The sequence below is a fragment of the Rubrivivax sp. JA1055 genome (assembly GCF_020966565.1).
GTDB lineage: Bacteria > Pseudomonadota > Gammaproteobacteria > Burkholderiales > Burkholderiaceae_C > Rubrivivax > Rubrivivax benzoatilyticus.
The window spans coordinates 354188-373898 of record NZ_JAJKFP010000001.1 but is presented as its reverse complement, the minus strand read 5'-3'; the positions used below and the strand labels follow the sequence as shown (position 1 = coordinate 373898).

The window sequence follows — 19711 nt, the reverse complement described above, 5'->3', positions numbered from 1 at the left end:
GGGTGCCATCAGCGGCCGGGATTCTGCCCGGCCGGCCGGAAGTCTAGCGAGCGCAAGGGGGGGTTGCCGAGCGGATCAGGCGGGATTTCAGCGGTCGAAGTTCACGCGCAGGCCGCTGGCCGCGGGCGAGGCCTGCGAGCCCGCGCCGGCCGGTGCCGCAGCGGGGTCGACGAAACCGGCCACCGGCAGCACGCCGCGCAGCGCGTTGCAGACGACGAGGGCTTCGGCGCGTTCGACGTCGGCGCGGGTCAGCGGCCGCTCGACGGCGTCCCAGGCCGGGTCGGCCAGCAGCGCGGCCCGCTGCACGCCGGCCAGCGCGCCGTCGGCCAGCGGCGGCGTGCACCAGCGGCCGTCGAGCCTGGCGAACAGCGTGCAACGCCCGCCTTCGACGACGTGGCCGTCGGCGTTGCAGAACAGCGTGTCGAAGGCGCCGGCGGCTTCGGCCGCGCGCACGCCGGCGTCGTAGAGCGCACGCTCGGTGGTCTTGTGCGCGGCCAGCGGGCGCGGGCCGGGCAGTGGCGCATCGGCCCAGCGCAGCCGCACCGGGCCGGGTGGCAACGGTGCCAGCGGCGCGCGCACGATCGTCAGGCGGCCGTCGTGCGCCAGCGTCAGCCGCAGGCGCTGCGCCGCGCCGTGGCCGGCGGCCGCGGCGGCCTGCAGCGCACGCCGCGCCGCGGCGGCGTCGAGGGCGAAGCCCAGCGTGGCGGCGCTGGCCGACAGGCGCGCGAGGTGGCGCTCCAGCAGCGGCAAACGCCCGTCGGCTTCGGCGCGCACGGTCTCGATGAGCTCGAAACCCGGGTCCAGCCCGGTGAGGAAACGTGCCTTCAGCCGGCACTCGTCGTGTTCGTCGTCGGCGCGGCTGTCCTGCACGATGCCGGCGCCGACCCCCAGCGTCAGCGTGCGCGTGCCGTCGGCCGCGGGGGCCGCCAGCGTCAGCGTGCGGATCGCGACCGACCAGCACAGGTCACCGAGCACACGCCCGGGCGGTGGCGCGTCGACCCAGCCGATGGCGCCGCAGTACAGGCCGCGCGGCGTGCTCTCCAGCGCGGCGATCAGGTCCATCGTGTGCAGCTTGGGCGCGCCGGTGATCGAGCCGCAGGGGAAGATCGCGTGCAGCAGCGCCGCCGGCCCGATGTCGGGCCGCAGCCGCGCCTGCACCGTCGAGGTCATCTGGAACACCGTCGCGTAGGGCTCGACCGAGAACAGCGCCGGCACCTGGACCGAGCCGATCTCGGCGACGCGGCCGAGGTCGTTGCGCAGCAGGTCGACGATCATCAGGTTCTCGGCGCGGTTCTTGACGTCCAGCGACAGCCGCCGCGCCGTGTCGCGGTCGCCTTCGGGCGCGCCGGTGCGCGGCGCCGTGCCCTTCATCGGCCGCGCGGTGACGACACCGGCCTCGTGGCGCACGAAGAGCTCGGGCGAACACGACAGCAGATGTGTCGCCGGCCCGCCCGGCGGCAGCACGACGTAGGCGCCGTAGGCCACCGGCTGGCGCGCGCGCAAGGCGCGGTACAGCGCCACCGGCGCGCCCCAGGCGCGGCCGTGCAGGCGCAAGCTGTAGTTGACCTGGTAGGTCTCGCCGGCGGCGATGGCCTCGTGGATGCGGGCGATCGCGGCGCGGAACTCGTCGCGCGTGACGCTGGGCTCGAGCGCACCGACGCCGGCCGCGTCGCCGGCGCCGGGCTGGGCGGCGAGCCAGGCGTCGGCCTGCTCGCGCGACAGGCGCTCCAGGCGGCGGAACATCAGCACCCGCAGGCTGGACCCGTCGTCGGCCGCCAGCCGCGCCATGCCGGCACGCTGCAGCTTGGCGCCCCACTCGTAGTCGGCCAGCAGCAGCGCGTGCAGCCCGGCGCGCTGGTCGGCTGCGACGGCGTCCCAGGTCGTGTCCAGCGCCGCCGGGTCGGTGCAGCGGTGCTCGTGCACGAAGCCGGTGTAGAGCCGGCTCGTCGGCGACGCCGGCGTGGCGTCGCGGTCGTCGAGCAGGGCGCAGGGGAGGCTCATCGTGGGGGCAGGTACGGGCTCGGGTGTTCGTCGACCGACGGCGAGTCGTGACGCCCGCCGGCAGCGGCGACTCGTGGTCGCGCGGCGCGAGAGTGTGCCGTGCCCGGCACGCGGGCCGGCTTCAGTCGTGTTCGAGGTACTTGAAACGCGGGTCGTCGGGCGTGCCTTCGAACACCGGGTCGGCGTCGCGCCCGGGCTGCCACATCAGCACCTCGTCGATCTTCTTCGCCAGCGCGAAGTCCTTCTCGGTGATGCCCTGGGCGTCGTGCGTCTGCAGCTTCACCGTGACCGAGGCGTAGGACACCGTCAGGTCGGGGTGGTGCCAGGCGGCTTCGGCGAGGTGGCCGACGGTGTTGACGACCATCAGCGTGCCTTTCCAGCCGGCCGTCCTGTACGTGCGGCGGATCCAGCCGTCCTCGTGCTGCCAGACCGGCAGCTCGTCCTTCAGCCGGGCCTCGATCTCGTCGGCGGCGAAGGGCTCGTTCGCCGGTTTCCTGCGCCAGGTGCTCATCGTGCGTCCTCCCCGCCCCGGGGCAGGGCGGCCGGGCGCGACGATGGCACGAGGCCGGCGCCCGCGTGGGCGCCGAGGTTTATGCCCTCGTGTGCCAGGCGATACGGCATCGCTGCCTGGGCGATAGTCAAGTCCTGCTTCTCGCCTCCAGCCGCTCGATGGCCTCGCGCGCCGTGACGATGGGGATGCCTGCAATGCTGCCAAGCGGCAAGAGATCGCCTTGGTCGCCCGTGGCGATGAGATCAGCCCTGCCGGCGAGTGTTGCGGCGTCTCTGGCGTTGACACCACCACGGCCAGGCGGCGCAACTCATCCACGATGCCCTCGGGCGCGATCCCGGCCTGTTCGAGCCGGGCTGCGAAATTGCCGCGCGAGAGCACGGCGAGTAACTCGGCCAGCAGCACCTCGCTCGTGCACAGCTCGAACTCGCCGGACTTGGCACCCTCGACCAGCCGGCGCGGCAGCCCGGTGGCGATGACACCCGAAACGAGCAGATTCGTGTCGAGAACGAAGCGCACGACGATCAGCCGCCCTGTCTGCTGCGCTTCTCCTGCCGTGCCGCCGCAATCTCGGCCTCGACTTCATCCTCGGTGATCTCGGGCAGCTTCAGCGCATCCAGCCTGGCCAGCCCTTCCGTCAGCCGTTGGGCCGCGGCTGCGCGTTCCTCTCGCGCCGTCAAGAAGTCCACGAAGTCAACCACCTCGGCCACGCGGTTGGGCGGCAGCTTCTTGAGCCGCTCGATCAACTGAACTTCGATCGCTGTCATGGCGGTCCCCTTGCGATGCTCAGCGCTCTTGCTGCGCGAGCACGGTCTCGATCATCTGCGTCATGAGCCTCTGCTGCGTCTTGGGCTGCGCGCTGATGCGCTCCCTGTGCTGCAGCAGCCTCGGCGCCGGGCCTCGCCCGGCAGGCGCCTTCGCGCCGCCGGCCGGCCCGGGCAGTGCCTCGACCGGATGGACGGGTGGGGGCGGCGGGCGCGCGTTCCAAGCTTGCAGGCACTCTGCGACAGAGTATCGCGAAGTGGAGTTGCTCCGTGCTCTGCGCTGTCGTTCCAACGCCCGGCATTGCGCTGACAGGCCTTTGAAGTACCGGTCGCCGGCATCGGCGCCCGCGTGGGCCGCCGGTCGAAGCGCCCTGGTCGGTACGATCAAGCCGGATAACGAAACGCCGGCGGCCATGTCGCGACGGCTCGCCGTTCGTCGTTCGCTACGGGAGAAGTTCAGGTGGACCGCAGTCGCTGGGCTAAGGGATGGGTCTTGATTGCCGGGCTGGTGATGATTCTTCGCTTTGCCCTGTATCCGCCTGACAGGGGCGATGTGGCGGAGAACGTCCTGGCTGTGGCCGTCAGTGCATATGGCCTGTTGCTGATCGGCGGCCTGGTGTTCAAGTACGGTGTTCTTGTCGGTCTGGTCTCCGTACATCCCGATGACTCCAACGCGCGAAAAGTGCTCGCGCTCGTCGTCGGAGCGGCCTTTTACCTTGCTGGCCTGATGGCTTGGTAGCTCTTCGCTGGGGGTGACCGGAGCCAGCGTGTGACCGGGCGAAAGGCGCCGCGAACGGTCGAAGACTCTCCCGCCCCTGACACAGGCGCCGCCGCAGTCCATCGACAAGGGATGCGAGCCGTCGCCGGCTTCATCCCCGCCGCTGGATCGCCTTGAACTTCTTCGTCTGCTCGACGAGCGCACCTTCGACCGGCAGGCGTTCCATGCTGGAGGCGCCGTAGAAGCCGTTGACCTCGGGACAGTGGTCGAGGATGTACTGCGCGTCCTCGGGCTGGGCGATCGGGCCGCCGTGGCAGAGCACGATGATGTCGGGCTTCACGCGGCGTGCGGCCTCGGCCCAGGCGTTGATGCGCGGCACGCAGTCGGCCAGCGTCAGCGCGGTTTCGGCGCCGATCGCGCCGCCGGTCGTCAGCCCCATGTGCGGCACGAGGATGTCGGCGCCGGCGCGCGCCATGTCGGCGGCGCTGGTCTCGTCGAAGACGTAGGGCGTGGTCAGCAGGTCGAGCTCGGCCGCGGCGCGGATCATGTCGACTTCCAGGCCGTAGCCCATGCCGGTCTCTTCGAGGTTGGCGCGGAAGGTGCCGTCGATCAGGCCCACGGTCGGGAAGTTCTGCACGCCGGAGAAGCCGACGGCGATGAGCTGCTGCAGGAAGTGATCGCGCAGCATGAACGGGTCGGTGCCGTTGACGCCGGCCAGCACCGGGGTGCGGCGCACCATCGGCAGCACTTCCTTGGCCATGTCGAGCACGATCTCGTTGGCGTTGCCGTAGGCCAGCAGGCCGGCGAGTGAACCGCGCCCGGCCATGCGGTAGCGGCCCGAGTTGTAGATGACGATGAGGTCGATGCCGCCGGCCTCCTCGCCCTTGGCCGACAGGCCGGTGCCGGCGCCGCCGCCGATGATGGGTTCGCCGCGCGCGATCTTGGCGCGGAAGGTTTCAAGGATCTGCTGGCGGGGAATGCGTGCCATCATTGTTCTCCTGCGCCGGCCTCAGCCGGCGATCTGCTTGAAGGCTTCGACCAGCAGGCGGGCGAAGCTCGGGTCGTTGACGTGCAGCGGGCTGCGGATCAGCCGGCGGTTCTCGGTGGCCTGGAACTCCTGCTCGATGGTGTCGAACAGCGCCGCGTCGGCGGCCGGGTCCCAGAAGGGCAGGCCTTGCGCGTCGAGCATCGAGACGCCGCCCTCGGGCAGGAAGAAACGCACCGGCCCGTCCATGCGGTTGAGCTTGGCGGCGATGAAGCGCCCCATCGCGACGTTCTCGTCGACGCTGGTGCGCATCAGCGTGACGTTGGCGTTGTGCTTGTAAAGGTTGCGCTGGCGGTAGCGCTCGGGCACGGTGTCGATGGCGCCGAAGTTCACCATGTCCAGCGCGCCGCAGGAGCCGACGTAGGGCACGCGGCTGCGTGCGATGGCGTCGAACCGTTCCGGCCCGGCGCTGAAGACGCCGCCCATCAGCTCGTCGGCGACCTCGGTCGTCGTCGCGTCGATGACGCCGGCCAGCAGGTGCGAGTCGGCGAGTTTCTCCATCGACTGGCCGCCGGTGCCGGTGGCGTGGAACACCAGGCAGTCGTAGTCGGGCTCCAGCAGCGCGGTCATCGCCTGCACGCAGGGCGTCGTGACGCCGAACATCGTCAGCCCGATCGCCGGCTTCGTCGACGTGAACTCGGCGCGCTCGCGCACCATGCCGCCCATCGCGTGCGCGGCGTTGGCCAGAACACGCTGGCTGATGCGGTTGAGCCCCTGCACGTCGGTGACCGAGTACATCATGCAGATGTCGCTGGGGCCGACGTAGGGCCGCACGTCGCCCGAGGCGACGGTGCTGACCATCAGCTTGGGCACGCCGACCGGCAAGGCGCGCATCGCCGGCGTGGCCAGCGCGGTGGCGCCCGAGCCGCCGGCCGACAGCAGCCCGGCGATGTCGTCGCGGCCGCGCACCCAGTGCTCGAAAGCCTGCGCCATCGCGATCACCGCGCTGCCGCGGTCGCCGGTGAAGACCGCCGCCGCGCCGTGCGGGTGGCAGGCCGCCACCTCTTCGGCCGTGACGTCGACGCCGGCGCCGCGGCCGTGTGTCGACAGGTCGACGGTGCGTGTCGGCACGCCCATCGCGGCCAGGCAGTCGCGCAGGATGACGAGTTCACGCGCCTTGGTGTCGAAAGTGCCGGCGACGACGGCGTAGCGGGGGGCGGTCGGGTCCATGCTGCTCCTCGGGAATGGAGACGTCAGGCTGAAAATGAGACGAGTGTCTCACTGCGCGACCTGTGTTGCAATCCGCGCCAACCCGAGTCCCGCGATGCCCAAGACGACCCGTTCCTCGCTGCCCGCCCCGCCGCCGACCGTCGAAATCGAAGGCGGCATCCGCGGCGCGACACGGCGCCTGCTGCTCGACGCGGCGATGGCGCTGATCCGTGAAGGCCAGGTGCCGACGCTGCCCGAGGTGGCGCGCCGCGCCGAGGTCTCGCGCGCGACGGCCTACCGCTACTTCCCCAGCCGCAGCGCGCTGATCACCGCGGTGATCGACGTCTCGCTGGGGCCGCTGCGCAGCTTCGACTCGGACGAGCCCGACGGCCGCCGCCGCGTCGCCGAACTCTTCGCATCGACCTTCCCGCGCTTTCGCGAGTTCGAGCCGCAGATGCGTGCCGCAGTTCAGCTGTCGCTGGAGCACTGGGCGCTGGAACGCGCCGGGCGGCTGAAGGAAGAGCCCTACCGCCGCGGCCACCGCGTCGGCATCCTCGCGCACGCGATCGAGCCGCTGGCCGCCGAGCTGCCGGTGGCCTCGCTGGCGCGGCTGCACCGCGCGCTGTCGGTGCTCTACGGCATCGAGGCGCGTGTCGTGCTGAAGGACTTGTGGGGCGCGTCCGACGCCGAGGTCGACGCCACCGTCGGCTGGATGGCCGAGGCGCTGGTCGATGCCTCGCTGCGCGAGACCGCCGCCGCCGCGTCCAAGGCCGGCAAGACACGAAAGACCGCAGCATGAACGACGCACTGCCGCCGCTGCCGACGATCGCCCCCGGCCGCTACCGCCACTACAAGGGCGGCGAGTACGAGGTGCTGGGCGTCGTGCGCCACAGCGAGACGCTGCAGCCGCTGGTGCTGTACCGCCCCCTCTACGCCAGCGCCGACACCTGGGTGCGGCCGTTCGCGATGTTCGGCGAGACGGTCGTCGTCGACGGCCACGAACGCCCGCGTTTCGAGCGCGTCGGCTGAACCCGAGGTTTCTTCGGGCTCAGGTCGCGTCGCGCTCGTCGAGCGAAGCCTCCAGGTCTTCCATCGCAAGCGAGGTCTGGGACGCATCACCGCCGTTGCGGCGCGCGCGCACCACCGCCTTGCGCGTGGCCCTGCTGATCAACTTGTGCAGGTCGCGGCCCGACCAGCCCGCGGTTTGCGCCGCGATGGCGGCTGCCGTCGCGGCAACGTCGAATCCGACCGGCTTGCCGCGGAGCTCCAACTGGAGGATCGCCTCGCGCGCACCCTGGTCGGGAAGCTCGATACGAATCTTGCGGTCCAACCGCGACAGCAGAGCGCTGTCGATGCGGTCAGGATGGTTGCTGGCGCAGAGCAGGAAGACCTGTCCCTTCTTGCTGGCCACGCCATCCAGTTCCTGCAGCAGCTGGCCGACGATCTCCTGAGTGAGGGCGTCGTTGCCGCCGCCGTCGCGGGCCGGGGCGACGATGTCGATCTCGTCGATGAACAGGATGCACGGGGCCTGGGACCGTGCGCGCTCGAACAGCGCCTTGACCTTGCTGCCGGATTGGCCGAGGTAGTTGGCCTTCATGTCCGCGGTGCTGGCACCGACGAAGCTGAGCCCGGACTGGCTGGCCAGCACCCGGGCGATCTGGGTCTTGCCGGTTCCGGGCGGGCCGTACAACAGGATGCCTTCCGGCGGCGGAACGCCGAGCTTCGTCATCTGCTCGGCATCGCGAAGCTCGGCCCCGAGGCTCTCGAACTCTTCCCGCGCCGCGGCCGGCAGGACGATGTCGTCCCAGCCCTTTTCCTCGACCCGGGTCGAGCCCTTGCCGCGAACCTGACGGATGGCGGCGAGCAGGTTGTCCGGCGTGATCGTGTTGCCCAGGTGTTCGGCGACCACGGCCGCAACCAGGGTGTGCAGATCACGGCCCGACATGCCGCTGCTCTCGTTGATCACGTTGTCCGGCAGTTCAACCGCCATCCCGGCCTGCTGCAACTCGTGGCTCAGGATGCGCCGGCGAGAGCTGGCGTTCGGCAGCCCGATCTCGACCATCGCCGTGAATCGGGATACGACCGCGTCGTCCAGGATGTCCCGGCGGTTGGTGGCGCCGATGACCAGTACCTGGCCCGATGCCTGGTTGAACCCGTCCCATTCGGAGAGAAATGTCTGCACCAGTTCGTTGCCGAAGCTGTCGGTGTCGACCCCGCCGCGCCGGGCGAAGGCGCTCTCGCATTCGTCCACGAACAGCAGCGTTGGAGCTTTCTCGCGGCAACGTTGCCAGACCGCCTTGACCTGCGGGGCCGTGTGGCCGATGTGCTGCCCCTTGAGGTCGGCGATGTTGACCGACTCGAAATGGCAGCTGGCATGCTTGGCCAGCTTTCGTGCGATCAGCGTCTTCCCGGTGCCCGGCGGGCCGTAGAGCAGGATCCCCTTGGGCGACGGCTTGCGGCCCGAGACGAACAGGTCCACGAGCTTCAGAACCTGGTCCAGCGTGGGCTCGTCGATGGCGACGTCGTTCCAGTTCTGGCGGACGTCCTGCAGCGTCTTGATCCGCTGGCGCAGGGCCGCCACCCGGGAACGCTCCTGCGACCATGCCGCCGCGTGCGAGGCCAGCGTGCCGATCGCGCCGACCTGCGCCGACAGCGCCCCGCTCGCGCGCAGAGCCAACTGCTCCTGCCATTTCCACTGCGGCTTGCTGCTGCTGTCCCCCAGCGCGATCACTGCCGCCGGCGCATCGCCGAATGGCAGCCGCAGCAGGCTGTGCGGCTCGGTCTCCGAGCCTGCCTGATGCCAGGTGATCAGATTCGCGCCGAAGAGCTTCCCGTGCGCAGGATCGATGCGCCAGTTGGTCAGGATGTCCTGGTCCGGCCACGGCGCTCTCGTGGCGTTGTACGGATAACGGCTGTCGCCGCTTTCGCGTTCACCGAAGTGCATCAGGCTCAGAGGCCTGCGGCCGAACTCCAGGACGGCCTCTCGTGCCGCCTGGCTGTCGCGGTCTCCCTTGCGGACGATGCCCCATCGAACCAGGATGCCGTAGACCGCAGCCGAACTCAGGGACAGGACCAGGAAGCCGAAGATGCTGATGTCCAGAGTGAACAGGTGAGACAGAAACCTGAAGTAGCCGAAAGCTGGCATCCCGACCACGAACCCGATGACGCTCATCGTCAGCCAGGGCGTCACCGTCAGCAGCACGAACCACAGCAGCAGCCTCAGCCTGTGGTCCGCGACCAGGGCGCGCAGCTTGAAGGCATCTCCTCGGGCCGCCTTGCGCGCGTCCATCAGCAGTTCGTGCGCCAGCGAAGCGGATTCCGCCTCGACCGTCGATCGCATCCGCGCGACGGCTTCTTCGCAGGCGGGGTAATGTTTCTGGACCTCGCTCCACAAGGCCTCGCTGCGCTGCACGGCTTGCGCGAGTTCGGCTTCTGCGGCGGCCTGGCGCTGCAGGAGATACCCTCCCGGTGCGGCGGTCGTGGTTGCTGACGGCATGATCTGATTTGTTATGGATACTCTCAACAAATCGTAACCTCCTGTGTGTTCGGGCCAGCGAGGCGCGGCGCCCGGTCCGTTGGGGCCGTCCGTGACATACGCAACGGCATCGGCATGTCAGGAGGGCACCGTCGGCGTGCAGCCGCCGGGCTCATCCTCCGAAAGTCCATGAAGCACCGCCCCTACCGCATCGCGCTGATTCCCGGAGACGGGATCGGCAAGGAAGTCGCCCCCGAAGGCCTGCGCGCCGTGCGCCGCGCCGCCGAACGTTTCGGCCTGGCGCTGGAGTTCACCGAGATCGGTTGGGCGAGCTGCGACTACTACCGGCAGCACGGCACGATGATGCCGGACGACTGGAAGCAGCAACTGGCCGGCATGGACGCGATCTATTTCGGCGCCGTCGGCTGGCCGGCGACGGTGCCGGACAACGTCTCGCTGTGGGGCAGCCTGCTGAAGTTCCGCCGCGAGTTCGACCAGTACGTCAACCTGCGCCCGGTGCGCCTGTTCGACGGCGTGCCCTGTCCGCTGGCCGGCCGCAAGCCGGGCGACCTGGACTACCTGATCGTGCGCGAGAACACCGAGGGCGAGTACACCAACCTCGGCGGCACGATGTTCGCCGGCACCGAGCGCGAGATCGTCATCCAGGAGTCGGTCTTCAGCCGCCACGGCACCGACCGCGTGCTGAAGTTCGCCTTCGAGCTGGCGGCGTCGCGCGCTCGCCGGCACCTGACGGTGGCGACGAAGAGCAACGGCGTCGCGATCAGCATGCCCTGGTGGGACTCGCGTGCCGACGAGATGGCGAAGGCCTACCCGCAGGTCGCCGTCGACAAGCAGCACATCGACATCCTGAGCGCGCGTTTCGTGCTGCAGCCGCAGCGTTTCGACGTCGTCGTCGCGAGCAACCTGTTCGGCGACATCCTGTCCGACCTGGGCCCGGCGACCGCCGGCACGATCGGCCTGGCGCCGTCGGCCAACCTGAACCCCGAGCGGCGGTTCCCGTCGCTGTTCGAGCCGGTGCACGGCTCGGCGCCCGACATCTACGGCCGCAACGTCGCCAACCCGATCGCGATGATCTGGTCGGGCGCGCTGATGCTGGACTTCCTGACCGGCGGCCAGGGCGCCGGCCGCGCCGCCCACGACGCCATCGTGCGCGCCATCGAAACCGTGCTGCGCGAAGGCCCGCGCACGCCCGACCTGGGCGGCAGCGCCAGCACCACCGAGCTCGGCGAGGCGGTGGCGGCGCTGATCTGAGCCCGCCCCTTCGGGGGAGCAATTCCGCCTTGGCGGCGACCCCGGGCGCGCCGACAGTGCCGCCCAGGAGGATGGCATGGTGAAACTGTTCGACATGCGCCGGCCTCGGCCTCTGTTCACGTGCTGCGGCCAGGTCAAGGCCAAGGCCCATGACAGCCACGCCTGCGGCCCCCGCCCATGAGCACCCCGCTGCTGGCGACCGAGGCCATCGCGCTGCGCATCGCCACGGTTCGTGGCCGGCGCGTCCTGCTGGACGCTGACCTGGCGGCGCTCTACGAGGTCGAGACGAAGCGCTTCAACGAGGCGGTCCGCCGCAACCTGCCCAAGTTCCCGGCCGACTTCATGTTCCAGCTCACGACCGATGAGTGGGGAGCTCTAAGGTCGCAAATTGCGACCTTAGACGCGGCACCTGGCGGCCGAGGCCGGCACCGCAAATACCTGCCGTACGCCTTCACCGAGCACGGAGCGATCATGGCCGCGAACCTGCTGAGCAGCCCGCGCGCCATCGAGGTGTCGGTCTACGTCGTGCGGGCCTTCGTCCGCATGCGTGAGCTGGCGGCGACGCACGGCGACTTGGCCAAACGTCTCTCGGAGCTGGAACAGAAGACCGAGGCGCTGGCGATCGGCCACGACAGCTTCAGCCGCAACACGCGCCACCAGCTCAGGCAGGTCTTCGATGCCCTGCGCGAATTGATGACGCCGCCCGACCCGCCGAAGCGGCCGATCGGGTTCGTGCAGCCGGAGCACAAGAACGAGAAGGCGAGGGGAGCGGGGTAGCGCCGCCCGTCAAGGACGGCGGACGGCCCTGCAGGCCTCGCAGGCCGCGCAGCGATGTCAGCGAGCACCGGCAAAACAACTCGCGCTCCGCGATCAAGCTTCCCGCCACGGTCCGGCTCCGCCGGACCGTTGGCGGACGGCCTTGCAGGCCGCGCCGGGCCAGTGGCCCGGCTCTTCGCCAGGCGCGATCCGTCCACTGGACGGATCGCGTCCGGGCTCAGCCCTGCAGGCCGCGCAGCGATGTCAGCGAGCACCGGCAAAACAACTCGCGCTCCGCGATCAAGCTTCCCGCCACGGTCCGGCTCCGCCGGACCGTTGGCGGACGGCCCCCTCGGGGGGTAGCGAGCGTTAGCGAGCTTGGGGGCTCAAAGAAATCTCTCGAGCAGCCGCTTCGACCGCCGATCCAGCGCCTTCGCGTCGGCGATGCGGTAGCCGATGCCCTGGCTGTCGGTGATCAGCAGCGCGCTGCCGTTCAGGCGGCGGATGTCTTCCTCGCCCTTGAGCACCAGCGTCGTGCGGCCGCGGTCGGTGTCGACGGTCCAGGTGCTGGGCGTCGAGAAGGTCGAGACCTCCAGCAGGCGTTCGATGACCGGGGCGAACTCGCGCCGCGCCAGCTCTTCGTCGAGCACGGCCCGGGCCGCGGCCGGCAGTGCCTCGGGGCGATCGATCCACAGCCGTTCGCGGCCGTCGGTGCCGACCAGCGACACCGGGCCGCCGGGTTCGGACAGCGGGAAGGCGCGCACCGGCACGACGCCGACGTGTTCGACACCCTCGGCGTCGAGCAGCACCAGCCGGCCGTGGGCGTCGCGCTGCAGCGTGATGGACAGGGGAGCGTTCATCGCGTTTCCTCAGGCGGCACCGGCCGGATGCGCCGCCGGCGCGGGCGGCGGCAGCAGCGGGCGTTCGCTGTCGCTCTCGTCGACCTGGCGCAGCTGCGCCTCGTACAGCCGCCAGTACGCGCCTTCGCGCGCCAGCAGTTCGTCGTGCGTGCCGACCTCGACGATGCGGCCGCGGTCCATGACGACCAGCCGGTCGGCGCGGCGCAGCGTCGACAGGCGGTGGGCGATGGCGATCGTCGTGCGGCCCTGCACCAGGTTGTCCAGCGCCTTCTGGATCTCCTTCTCGGTCTCGGTGTCGACCGAGGACGTCGCTTCGTCGAGGATCAGGATGCGTGGGTCGATCAGCAGCGCGCGTGCGATCGAGATGCGCTGGCGCTCGCCGCCCGACAGCCCCTGGCCGCGCTCGCCGACCACCGAGTCGTAACCGTGCGGCAGGCGCAGGATGAACTCGTGGGCGTGCGCTGCGCGTGCCGCGGCGACGATCTCCTCGCGCGTCGCGTCGGGTTTGCCGTAGGCGATGTTCTCGGCGACGGTGCCGAAGAACAGGAAGGGCTCCTGCAGCACCAGGCCGATGTGGCGGCGGTAGTCGGCGACGCCGAAACGCCGCAGGTCGACGCCGTCGACCTTGATCGCGCCGTCGGTGACGTCATAGAAGCGGCAGATCAGGTTGACCAGCGTGCTCTTGCCCGAGCCGCTGTGGCCGACGAGGCCGATCATCTCGCCCGGGCGGATGTCCAGGTCCAGGCCGCGGATCACCGCGCGGCTGCCGTAGCGGAAGCCCACGCCCTGCAGCGACAGCCCGCCCTGCACGCGCTCGAGCTTCACCGGCTGCGCCGGCTCGGGCACGTTGCTGACGTGGTCGAGGATGTCGAAGATGCGCTTGGCGCCGGCGGCGGCCTTCTGCGTCACCGAGACGATGCGGCTCATCGAGTCCAGCCGGCCGTAGAAACGGCCGATGTAGGCGATGAAGGCGCTCAGCACGCCGACGGTGATCGCGTCGCGGCTGACCAGCCAGATGCCGAAGGCCCAGACGACGAGCAGGCCGATCTCGATCAGCAGCGACACGGTCGGCGTGAACAGGCTCCAGGTCTTGTTCAGCTTGTCGTTGACTTCGAGGTTGGCGCGGTTGGCGCGGCGGAAGCGCTCGGCCTCGCGCTGCTCCTGGGCGAAGGCCTTGACGACGCGGATGCCGGGAATCGTGTCGGCGAGCACGCTGGTGACCTCGCCCCAGACACGGTCGATCTTCTCGAAGCCGGTGCGCAGCCGGTCGCGCACCAGGTGGATCATCCAGGCGATGAAGGGCAGCGGCACCAGCGTCGCGAGCGCCAGCGACGGGTTGATGCTGAACAGGATCGCCGCCGTCATGCCGATCATCAGCACGTCGGTGGCGAAATCCAGTGCGTGCAGCGACAGGAAGACGCAGATGCGGTCGCTTTCGCTGCCGATGCGCGACATCAGGTCGCCGGTGCGTTTGCTGCCGAAGTAGTCCAGCGACAGCCGCAGCAGGTGCTCGAAGGTCGCGGTGCGCAGGTCCGCGCCGATGCGTTCGCTGACCAGCGCCAGCAGCCAGGTGCGCATCCAGCCGAGCGCCCAGGCGACGAGCGCCGAGGCCAGCAGCCCGGCCAGCAGCATCCAGACCAGGTGGGTGTCGATCTGCTGGCCGTTCTGGTACGGGATCAGCACCTCGTCCATCAGCGGGATCGTCAGGTACGGCGGCACCAGCGACGCGGCGGTGGAGGCCAGCGTCAGCACGAAACCGAGCAGCAGCTGCCACTGGTAGGGCTTGGCGAAGCGCCACAGCCGCAGCAGCACCCAGGTCGACGGCGGTGCCGCCGACTCGACGCCGAAATCGGTCTCCTCGGGCTCGGCGTCGTCGTCCGGGTCGGCTTCGCCGCTGGCCAGGCGGCGTTTCTGGCGCTCGAACAGGCCGAGCAGCTTCAGCGCCGCCGGGTCGCGGCCCAGCGTGTAGCGCCAGGCGGCCAGGCGGCCGTCGGCGTCGTGCAGCGAGAGCTGGCCGACGCCGCCGTGGTCGGCGTGCTGCAGCGTCAGCGACGGCGTCAGCGGCCAGGCGCGCCAGGTGTCGGTGCCCGCGTCGCGGGCCAGCAGCCGGCGATCGGTGAGAACTATTTCGCCGGACGCGAAGCGCTCCTTCGCGTCCAGGTCAACGTCCAGGCCGGCCAGCGCGTTCTCCCCTCGTTCGAGCGGTGCGGAGGGCACCGCGGCGAGCACAGGAGACGGATCGGTTGAAGGCATGAGAGGGTAGCGGCGAGCGCGGGATTGTCGCGTAACGCGCCAGCCCGGCTCCGCGCCGACCGGCCGCCGCCACGAATTCACGCCGCATGTCGCTCCGGAGCGAAAAACGCACGAACACGATGAAGATCTTCGACGACATCCGCCTGCTGCGCGTCACCTATCTGCGCGGCCCCAACCTCTGGACCTACCGCTCGGCGCTGGAGGTCTGGCTCGACCTGGGCGAGCTGGAACAGCATCCGTCGGACCAGCTGCCCGGTTTCGTCGACCGATTGCTGGCGCTGCTGCCGGCGCTGGAGGAGCACCACTGCGGCGTCGGCGAGCGCGGCGGCTTCATCCAGCGCCTGCGCGGCGGCACCTGGATGGGCCACGTGCTCGAGCACGTCGTCATCGAGCTGCTGAACCTGGCCGGCATGCCCACCGGCTTCGGCCAGACGCGCAGCACGTCCAAGACCGGCATCTACCGCATGGTCTTCCGCGCCCGTGACGAAGCCGTCGCACGTTGTGCGCTGCAGCAAGGCCACGCGCTGCTGATGGCGGCGATCAACGGCCGCGAGTTCGAGGTCGCCGCCGCCGTGCAGGCCGTGCGCGACGCCATCGACCGCGCCTACCTGGGCCCGAGCACGGCGCACATCGTCGCCTCGGCCACCGAGCGCCGCATCCCGCACCTGCGCCTGAACGACGGCAACCTGGTGCAACTCGGCCACGGCAAGCGCCAGCACCGCATCTGGACCGCCGAGACCGACCGCACCAGCGCCATCGCAGAAGGCATCGCGCGCGACAAGGACCTGACCAAGCGCCTGCTGGCCGCCGTCGGCGTGCCGGTGCCCGAGGGCCGCGTCGCCGCCAGCGCCGCCGACGCCTGGGACATCGCCGAGGACGTCGGCCTGCCGGTGGCCGTCAAGCCCAGCGACGGCAACCACGGCCGCGGCGTCACGCTGGACCTGCGCACGCGCGACCAGATCGAGGCTGCCTTCGCCGTCGCCGACGCCGAAGGCAGCGAGGTCATCGTCGAGCGCTACATCCCCGGAGACGAGCACCGCCTGCTCGTCGTCGCCGGCCGGATGGTCGCCGCCGCGCGCGGCGAGGCCGCCTGGGTCGTCGGCGACGGCCGCAGCACGGTCGTCGAGCTCGTCGAGGCCCAGCTCAACAGTGACCCGCGCCGCGGCGAGACCGAGGACCACCCGCTGGGCCGCATCCGCGTGCGCGAGGACGGCGCGATCCTCGTCGACCTGCGCCGCCAGAACCTCGATCCCGACGACGTGCCGGCCGCCGGCCGCCGCGTGCTGATCCAGCGCAACGGCAACGTCGCCATCGACTGCACCGACGAGGTCCACCCCGACTTCGCGCGCATCGCCTCGCTGGCGGCGCGCACCGTCGGCCTGGACATCGCCGGCATCGACCTCGTCGCGCAGGACATCACGCGCCCGCTGCGCGGCCAGCACGCCGCCGTCGTCGAGGTCAACGCCGGCCCCGGGCTGCTGGCGCACACCAAGCCGGCGGTTGGTTCGCCGCGCCCGGTGGGCCAGGCGATCATCGATCACCTGTTCCCGCCCGGCGACGACGGCCGCATCCCGATCGTCGGCATCGCCGGCGGTGACGCGGCGACGCCGGTCGCGCGCCTCGTCGCCTGGCTGCTGCAGCTGTCGGGCCACCACGTCGGCCTGGCCTGCCGCGACGGCCTGTTCCTCGACACGCGCCGCATCGACGAACGCGACGCGACACGCGGCGACATCTCCGAGCGCCTGCTGCTCAACCGCGAGGTCGACGCCGCCGTGTTCGAGAACGGCGCCGCGACGATCCTCGACGAAGGCCTGGTCTACGACCGCTGCCGCATCGGCGTCGTCACCGACCTCGACGGTGCCGCGGCGCTGGAGCGCCACGACATCCACGCCGCCGACGACCTGCCGCGGGTGCTGCGCACGCAGATGGACGTGGTGCTGGCCGACGGCATCGGCGTGCTCAACGCCGACGACGCCCGCATCGCGGCGCTGGCCGAGCACTGCGACGGCGAGGTCACGCTCTACGCCACCGACGCCGCCGCGCTGGCCGATCACCGCGAACGCGGCGGCCATGCCGTGCTGCTGCGCGAAGGCCGCCTCTGGCTCTGCGAAGGCCACGCCGAGACGCCGCTGAACGTGCGCGGCCGCTCGCCGCTGCCCGCCGCCGTGCTGCTGCCGGCCGTCGCCGCCGCCTGGGCCTTCGGCCTGGCGCCGGCGCTGCTGGCCGCCGGCCTGGACACCTTCGACCCGCAGACCCCTGCCGACATCCGCTGAGGACGCCATGGACGTCACCCGCATCCGCGCGCTGCGCGGTCCCAATCTCTGGAGCCGGCACACGGCGATCGAAGCCATCGTGCGCTGCACGGCCGAGGAGTCGGCGATCGAGGCCGGTTCGGCGCTCGAACGCCGGCTGCGCGAGGCCCTGCCCGAGGTCTCGCCGGTGCGTCCGGTCGGCACCCACGAGCCGGTGACGATGGCGCGCTGGCTCGAGCGTCTGGCGCTGGCGCTGCAGGCGCGCGCCGGCTGCCGCGTGTCGTTCTCGCGCACTGCCGCGGCGCCCGAGGCCGGCGTCTACCAGATCGTCGTCGAGTACACCGAGGAGAAGGTCGGCCGCCGCGCGCTGGAGCTCGCGCAGCAGCTGCTGGCCGCGGCCGTCGCCGGCGAGGCCTTCGACACCGAGGCCGCGGTGGCCGAGCTGCGTGCCATCGACGAAGACGTGCGCCTGGGCCCGAGCACCGGCTCCATCGTCGCCGCCGCGCTGGCGCGCGGCGTGCCGTACCGGCGCCTGACCGACGGCAGCCTGGTGCAGTTCGGCTGGGGCGCACGCATGCGCCGCATCTGGGCCGCCGAGGTCGATTCCACCGGCGCGGTGGCCGAGTCGATCGCCCAGGACAAGGATCTCAGCAAGCGCCTGCTGGCCTCGGCCGGCGTGCCGGTGCCGCGTGGCCGCCCGGTCACCGACCTCGAGGACGGCTGGGCCGCGGCGATGGAGATCGGCCTGCCGGTCGTCGTCAAGCCGCGTGACGGCAACCAGGGCAAGGGCGTGACGGTCAACGTCACCGACCGCGCCCAGTTCGAGGTCGCCTACCGCACCGCCGACGAGATCGGCGAGGTGATGGTCGAGCAGTTCCTGCCCGGCCACGACTTCCGCCTGCTGGTCGTCGGCGAGAAGCTGGTCGCCGCGTCGCGCCGCGATCCGCCCTACGTCATCGGCGACGGTGTGCACAGCGTGCGCGAACTCGTCGACGCGGTGAACGCCGACCCGCGCCGCGGCGACGGCCACGCCACCGCGCTGACGCGCATCCGCCTGGACGACGTCGCGCTGGCGCGGCTGGAGCTGCTGGGCCTGTCGCCCGAGGCGGTGCCCGCCAACGGCCAGAAGGTCGTGCTGCGCCACAACGCCAACCTCAGCACCGGCGGCAGCGCCACCGACGTCACCGACGACGTGCACCCCGAGGTCGCCGCGCGTGCGGTCGCCGCGGCGCGCATGGTCGGGCTGGAGATCTGCGGCGTCGACGTGGTCTGCGAGAGCGTCGGCGTGCCGCTGGAGCAGCAGCGCGGCGGCGTCGTCGAGGTCAACGCCGCGCCGGGCCTGCGCATGCACCTGGCGCCGAGCTTCGGCAAGCCGCGTGCGGTCGGCGAGGCGATCGTCGAGCGCCTGTTCCCGGCCGGCCAGGACGGCCGCATCCCGGTCGTCGCCGTCACCGGCACGAACGGCAAGACCACCGTCTCGCGCCTCATCGCGCACCTGTTCAACGCCGCCGGCTACAAGGTCGGCATGACCAACACCGACGGCGTCTGGGTCGACGGCCACCAGATCGACAGCGGCGACTGCAGCGGCCCGAAGAGCGCGCGCAACGTGCTCGCCCACCCGGACACCGAAGCCGCGGTGCTGGAGACCGCACGCGGCGGCATGCTGCGCGAAGGCCTGGGCTTCGACCGCTGCCAGGTCGCCGTCGTCACCAACGTCGGCGCCGGCGACCATCTCGGCCTGAACTACATCACGACGGTCGAGGACCTGGCGGTGCTCAAGCGCGTGATCGTGCAGAACGTCGCCGAGAGCGGCTACGCGGTGCTCAACGCCGCCGACCCGATCACGCTGCAGATGGCGCAGCACTGCCCGGGCGGCGTGATCCTGTTCGCCGTCGACGGCCACCTGCCGGCGATGGTCGCGCACCGCGCCCAGGGCGGGCGCACGGTGTTCGTCGACGGTGACGCGATCGTCGCCGTCAACGGCTCGGCGCGCGCCCGCGTGCCGCTGCGCGAGGTGCCGCTCACCCGCAACGGCACGATCGGCTTCCAGGTCGAGAACGCGCTGGCCGCCGTGGCCGCCGCCTGGGGCTGCGGCCTCAGCTTCGACGCCGTCAGCGCCGGTCTGGCCAGCTTCGTCAACGACGCGCACAACGCGCCGGGGCGCTTCAACGTCATGGACTACCGCGGCGCGACGGTCATCGCCGACTACGGCCACAACGCCGACGCGATGCGCGCGCTGGTCGGCGCCGTCGAGGCGATGCCGGCTCAGCGCCGCTCGGTCGTCATCAGCGCCGCCGGCGACCGCCGCGACGAGGACATCCGCGAGCAGACGCAGATCCTGGGCGCCGCCTTCGACGAGGTGCTGCTGTACCAGGACGCCGCCCAGCGCGGCCGTGCCGACGGCGAGGTCATCGCGCTGCTGCGCGAAGGCCTGCGCGGCGCGCCGCGCACGCGCCGCGTCGAGGAGATCCACGGCGAGTTCGTCGCCATCGACCAGGCGCTCGCGAACCTGCAGCCCGGCGACCTGTGCCTGGTGCTCGTCGACCAGGTCGAGGAAGCGCTGGAGCACCTGGCGCGGCGCATCTCCGAAGCCTCGGAGCCGGTCGCGGCCTGAGACACTGGTCGGGGCCTGTCAGCGAGCACGCGTAGCCGCCGCTG

General features: G+C 71.1%; 15 protein-coding genes. 7 read left to right on the top strand and 8 right to left on the bottom strand.

Annotated features, from left to right (window positions below; all coding sequences use genetic code 11):
• Positions 1-87: 87 nt before the first annotated feature.
• The 3 genes from pabB to LOC65_RS01490 all read right to left on the bottom strand — a co-directional run bounded on the left by pabB (position 88) and on the right by LOC65_RS01490 (position 3276).
• Positions 88-2001, bottom strand: a complete 1914-nt coding sequence (gene pabB / locus LOC65_RS01500; RefSeq protein ID WP_230246365.1) for an aminodeoxychorismate synthase component I — start codon at positions 1999-2001, stop codon at positions 88-90.
• 121 nt (positions 2002-2122) lie between these two features.
• On the bottom strand, positions 2123-2512 hold the full coding sequence (locus tag LOC65_RS01495) for a 4a-hydroxytetrahydrobiopterin dehydratase (RefSeq protein WP_164963157.1): 390 nt from the start codon (positions 2510-2512) through the stop codon (positions 2123-2125).
• A 521-nt stretch (positions 2513-3033) separates the two neighbouring features.
• Complete coding sequence (locus LOC65_RS01490; RefSeq protein WP_230246364.1) at positions 3034-3276, bottom strand: DUF2281 domain-containing protein; 243 nt, start codon at positions 3274-3276, stop codon at positions 3034-3036.
• Between the two features lie 457 nt (positions 3277-3733).
• Here LOC65_RS01490 and LOC65_RS01485 point away from each other — a divergent pair, with 457 nt between their 5' ends.
• Positions 3734-4012: a hypothetical protein gene (locus LOC65_RS01485; protein WP_230246363.1), complete on the top strand. Its 279-nt coding sequence runs from the start codon at positions 3734-3736 to the stop codon at positions 4010-4012.
• Between the two features lie 130 nt (positions 4013-4142).
• Here the strand turns inward: LOC65_RS01485 and LOC65_RS01480 are convergent, their stop codons facing one another.
• Together LOC65_RS01480 and LOC65_RS01475 are read right to left on the bottom strand one after the other, a co-directional pair.
• Entirely contained in the window at positions 4143-4979 is an 837-nt protein-coding gene (locus LOC65_RS01480) for a phosphoenolpyruvate hydrolase family protein (protein ID WP_230246362.1), read from the bottom strand.
• 21 nt (positions 4980-5000) lie between these two features.
• On the bottom strand, positions 5001-6206 hold the full coding sequence (locus LOC65_RS01475; RefSeq protein WP_230246361.1) for a Tm-1-like ATP-binding domain-containing protein: 1206 nt from the start codon (positions 6204-6206) through the stop codon (positions 5001-5003).
• 94 nt (positions 6207-6300) lie between these two features.
• Here LOC65_RS01475 and LOC65_RS01470 point away from each other — a divergent pair, with 94 nt between their 5' ends.
• Complete coding sequence (locus tag LOC65_RS01470; RefSeq protein ID WP_230246360.1) at positions 6301-6984, top strand: TetR/AcrR family transcriptional regulator; 684 nt, start codon at positions 6301-6303, stop codon at positions 6982-6984.
• The gene (locus LOC65_RS01465; protein ID WP_230246358.1) at positions 6981-7214 is read left to right on the top strand and encodes a DUF1653 domain-containing protein; all 234 of its coding nucleotides are present in this window, start codon (positions 6981-6983) and stop codon (positions 7212-7214) included. The genes LOC65_RS01470 and LOC65_RS01465 overlap by 4 nt, the downstream gene beginning before the upstream one ends.
• A 19-nt stretch (positions 7215-7233) precedes the next feature.
• Here LOC65_RS01465 and LOC65_RS01460 read toward each other — a convergent pair whose 3' ends face one another.
• A complete protein-coding gene (locus LOC65_RS01460) occupies positions 7234-9681 on the bottom strand; it encodes an AAA family ATPase (RefSeq protein ID WP_230246356.1) in 2448 nt (815 codons plus the stop codon).
• 168 nt (positions 9682-9849) lie between these two features.
• On the opposite strand from LOC65_RS01460, the gene LOC65_RS01455 reads away from it, so the two are divergent.
• A complete protein-coding gene (locus tag LOC65_RS01455; protein ID WP_230246354.1) occupies positions 9850-10932 on the top strand; it encodes a tartrate dehydrogenase in 1083 nt (360 codons plus the stop codon).
• Between the two features lie 177 nt (positions 10933-11109).
• Positions 11110-11709, top strand: a complete 600-nt coding sequence (locus LOC65_RS01450; protein ID WP_009856791.1) for an ORF6N domain-containing protein — start codon at positions 11110-11112, stop codon at positions 11707-11709.
• Positions 11710-12074: 365 nt separating this feature from the next.
• Here LOC65_RS01450 and LOC65_RS01445 read toward each other — a convergent pair whose 3' ends face one another.
• A complete protein-coding gene (locus tag LOC65_RS01445) occupies positions 12075-12548 on the bottom strand; it encodes a DUF1854 domain-containing protein (RefSeq protein ID WP_230246352.1) in 474 nt (157 codons plus the stop codon).
• Positions 12549-12557: 9 nt separating this feature from the next.
• On the bottom strand, positions 12558-14801 hold the full coding sequence (locus LOC65_RS01440) for an ABC transporter ATP-binding protein (protein ID WP_255718980.1): 2244 nt from the start codon (positions 14799-14801) through the stop codon (positions 12558-12560).
• 119 nt (positions 14802-14920) lie between these two features.
• Between LOC65_RS01440 and cphA (LOC65_RS01435) the strand changes: the two genes are divergently transcribed.
• Positions 14921-17074 carry a cyanophycin synthetase gene (gene cphA, locus LOC65_RS01435; RefSeq protein WP_164963164.1) on the top strand — a complete coding sequence of 718 codons (2154 nt, stop codon included), beginning with the start codon at positions 14921-14923 and terminating at the stop codon, positions 17072-17074.
• 7 nt (positions 17075-17081) lie between these two features.
• Complete coding sequence (gene cphA / locus LOC65_RS01430) at positions 17082-19667, top strand: cyanophycin synthetase (protein WP_230246351.1); 2586 nt, start codon at positions 17082-17084, stop codon at positions 19665-19667.
• The last annotated feature ends 44 nt before the right edge of the window (positions 19668-19711 follow it).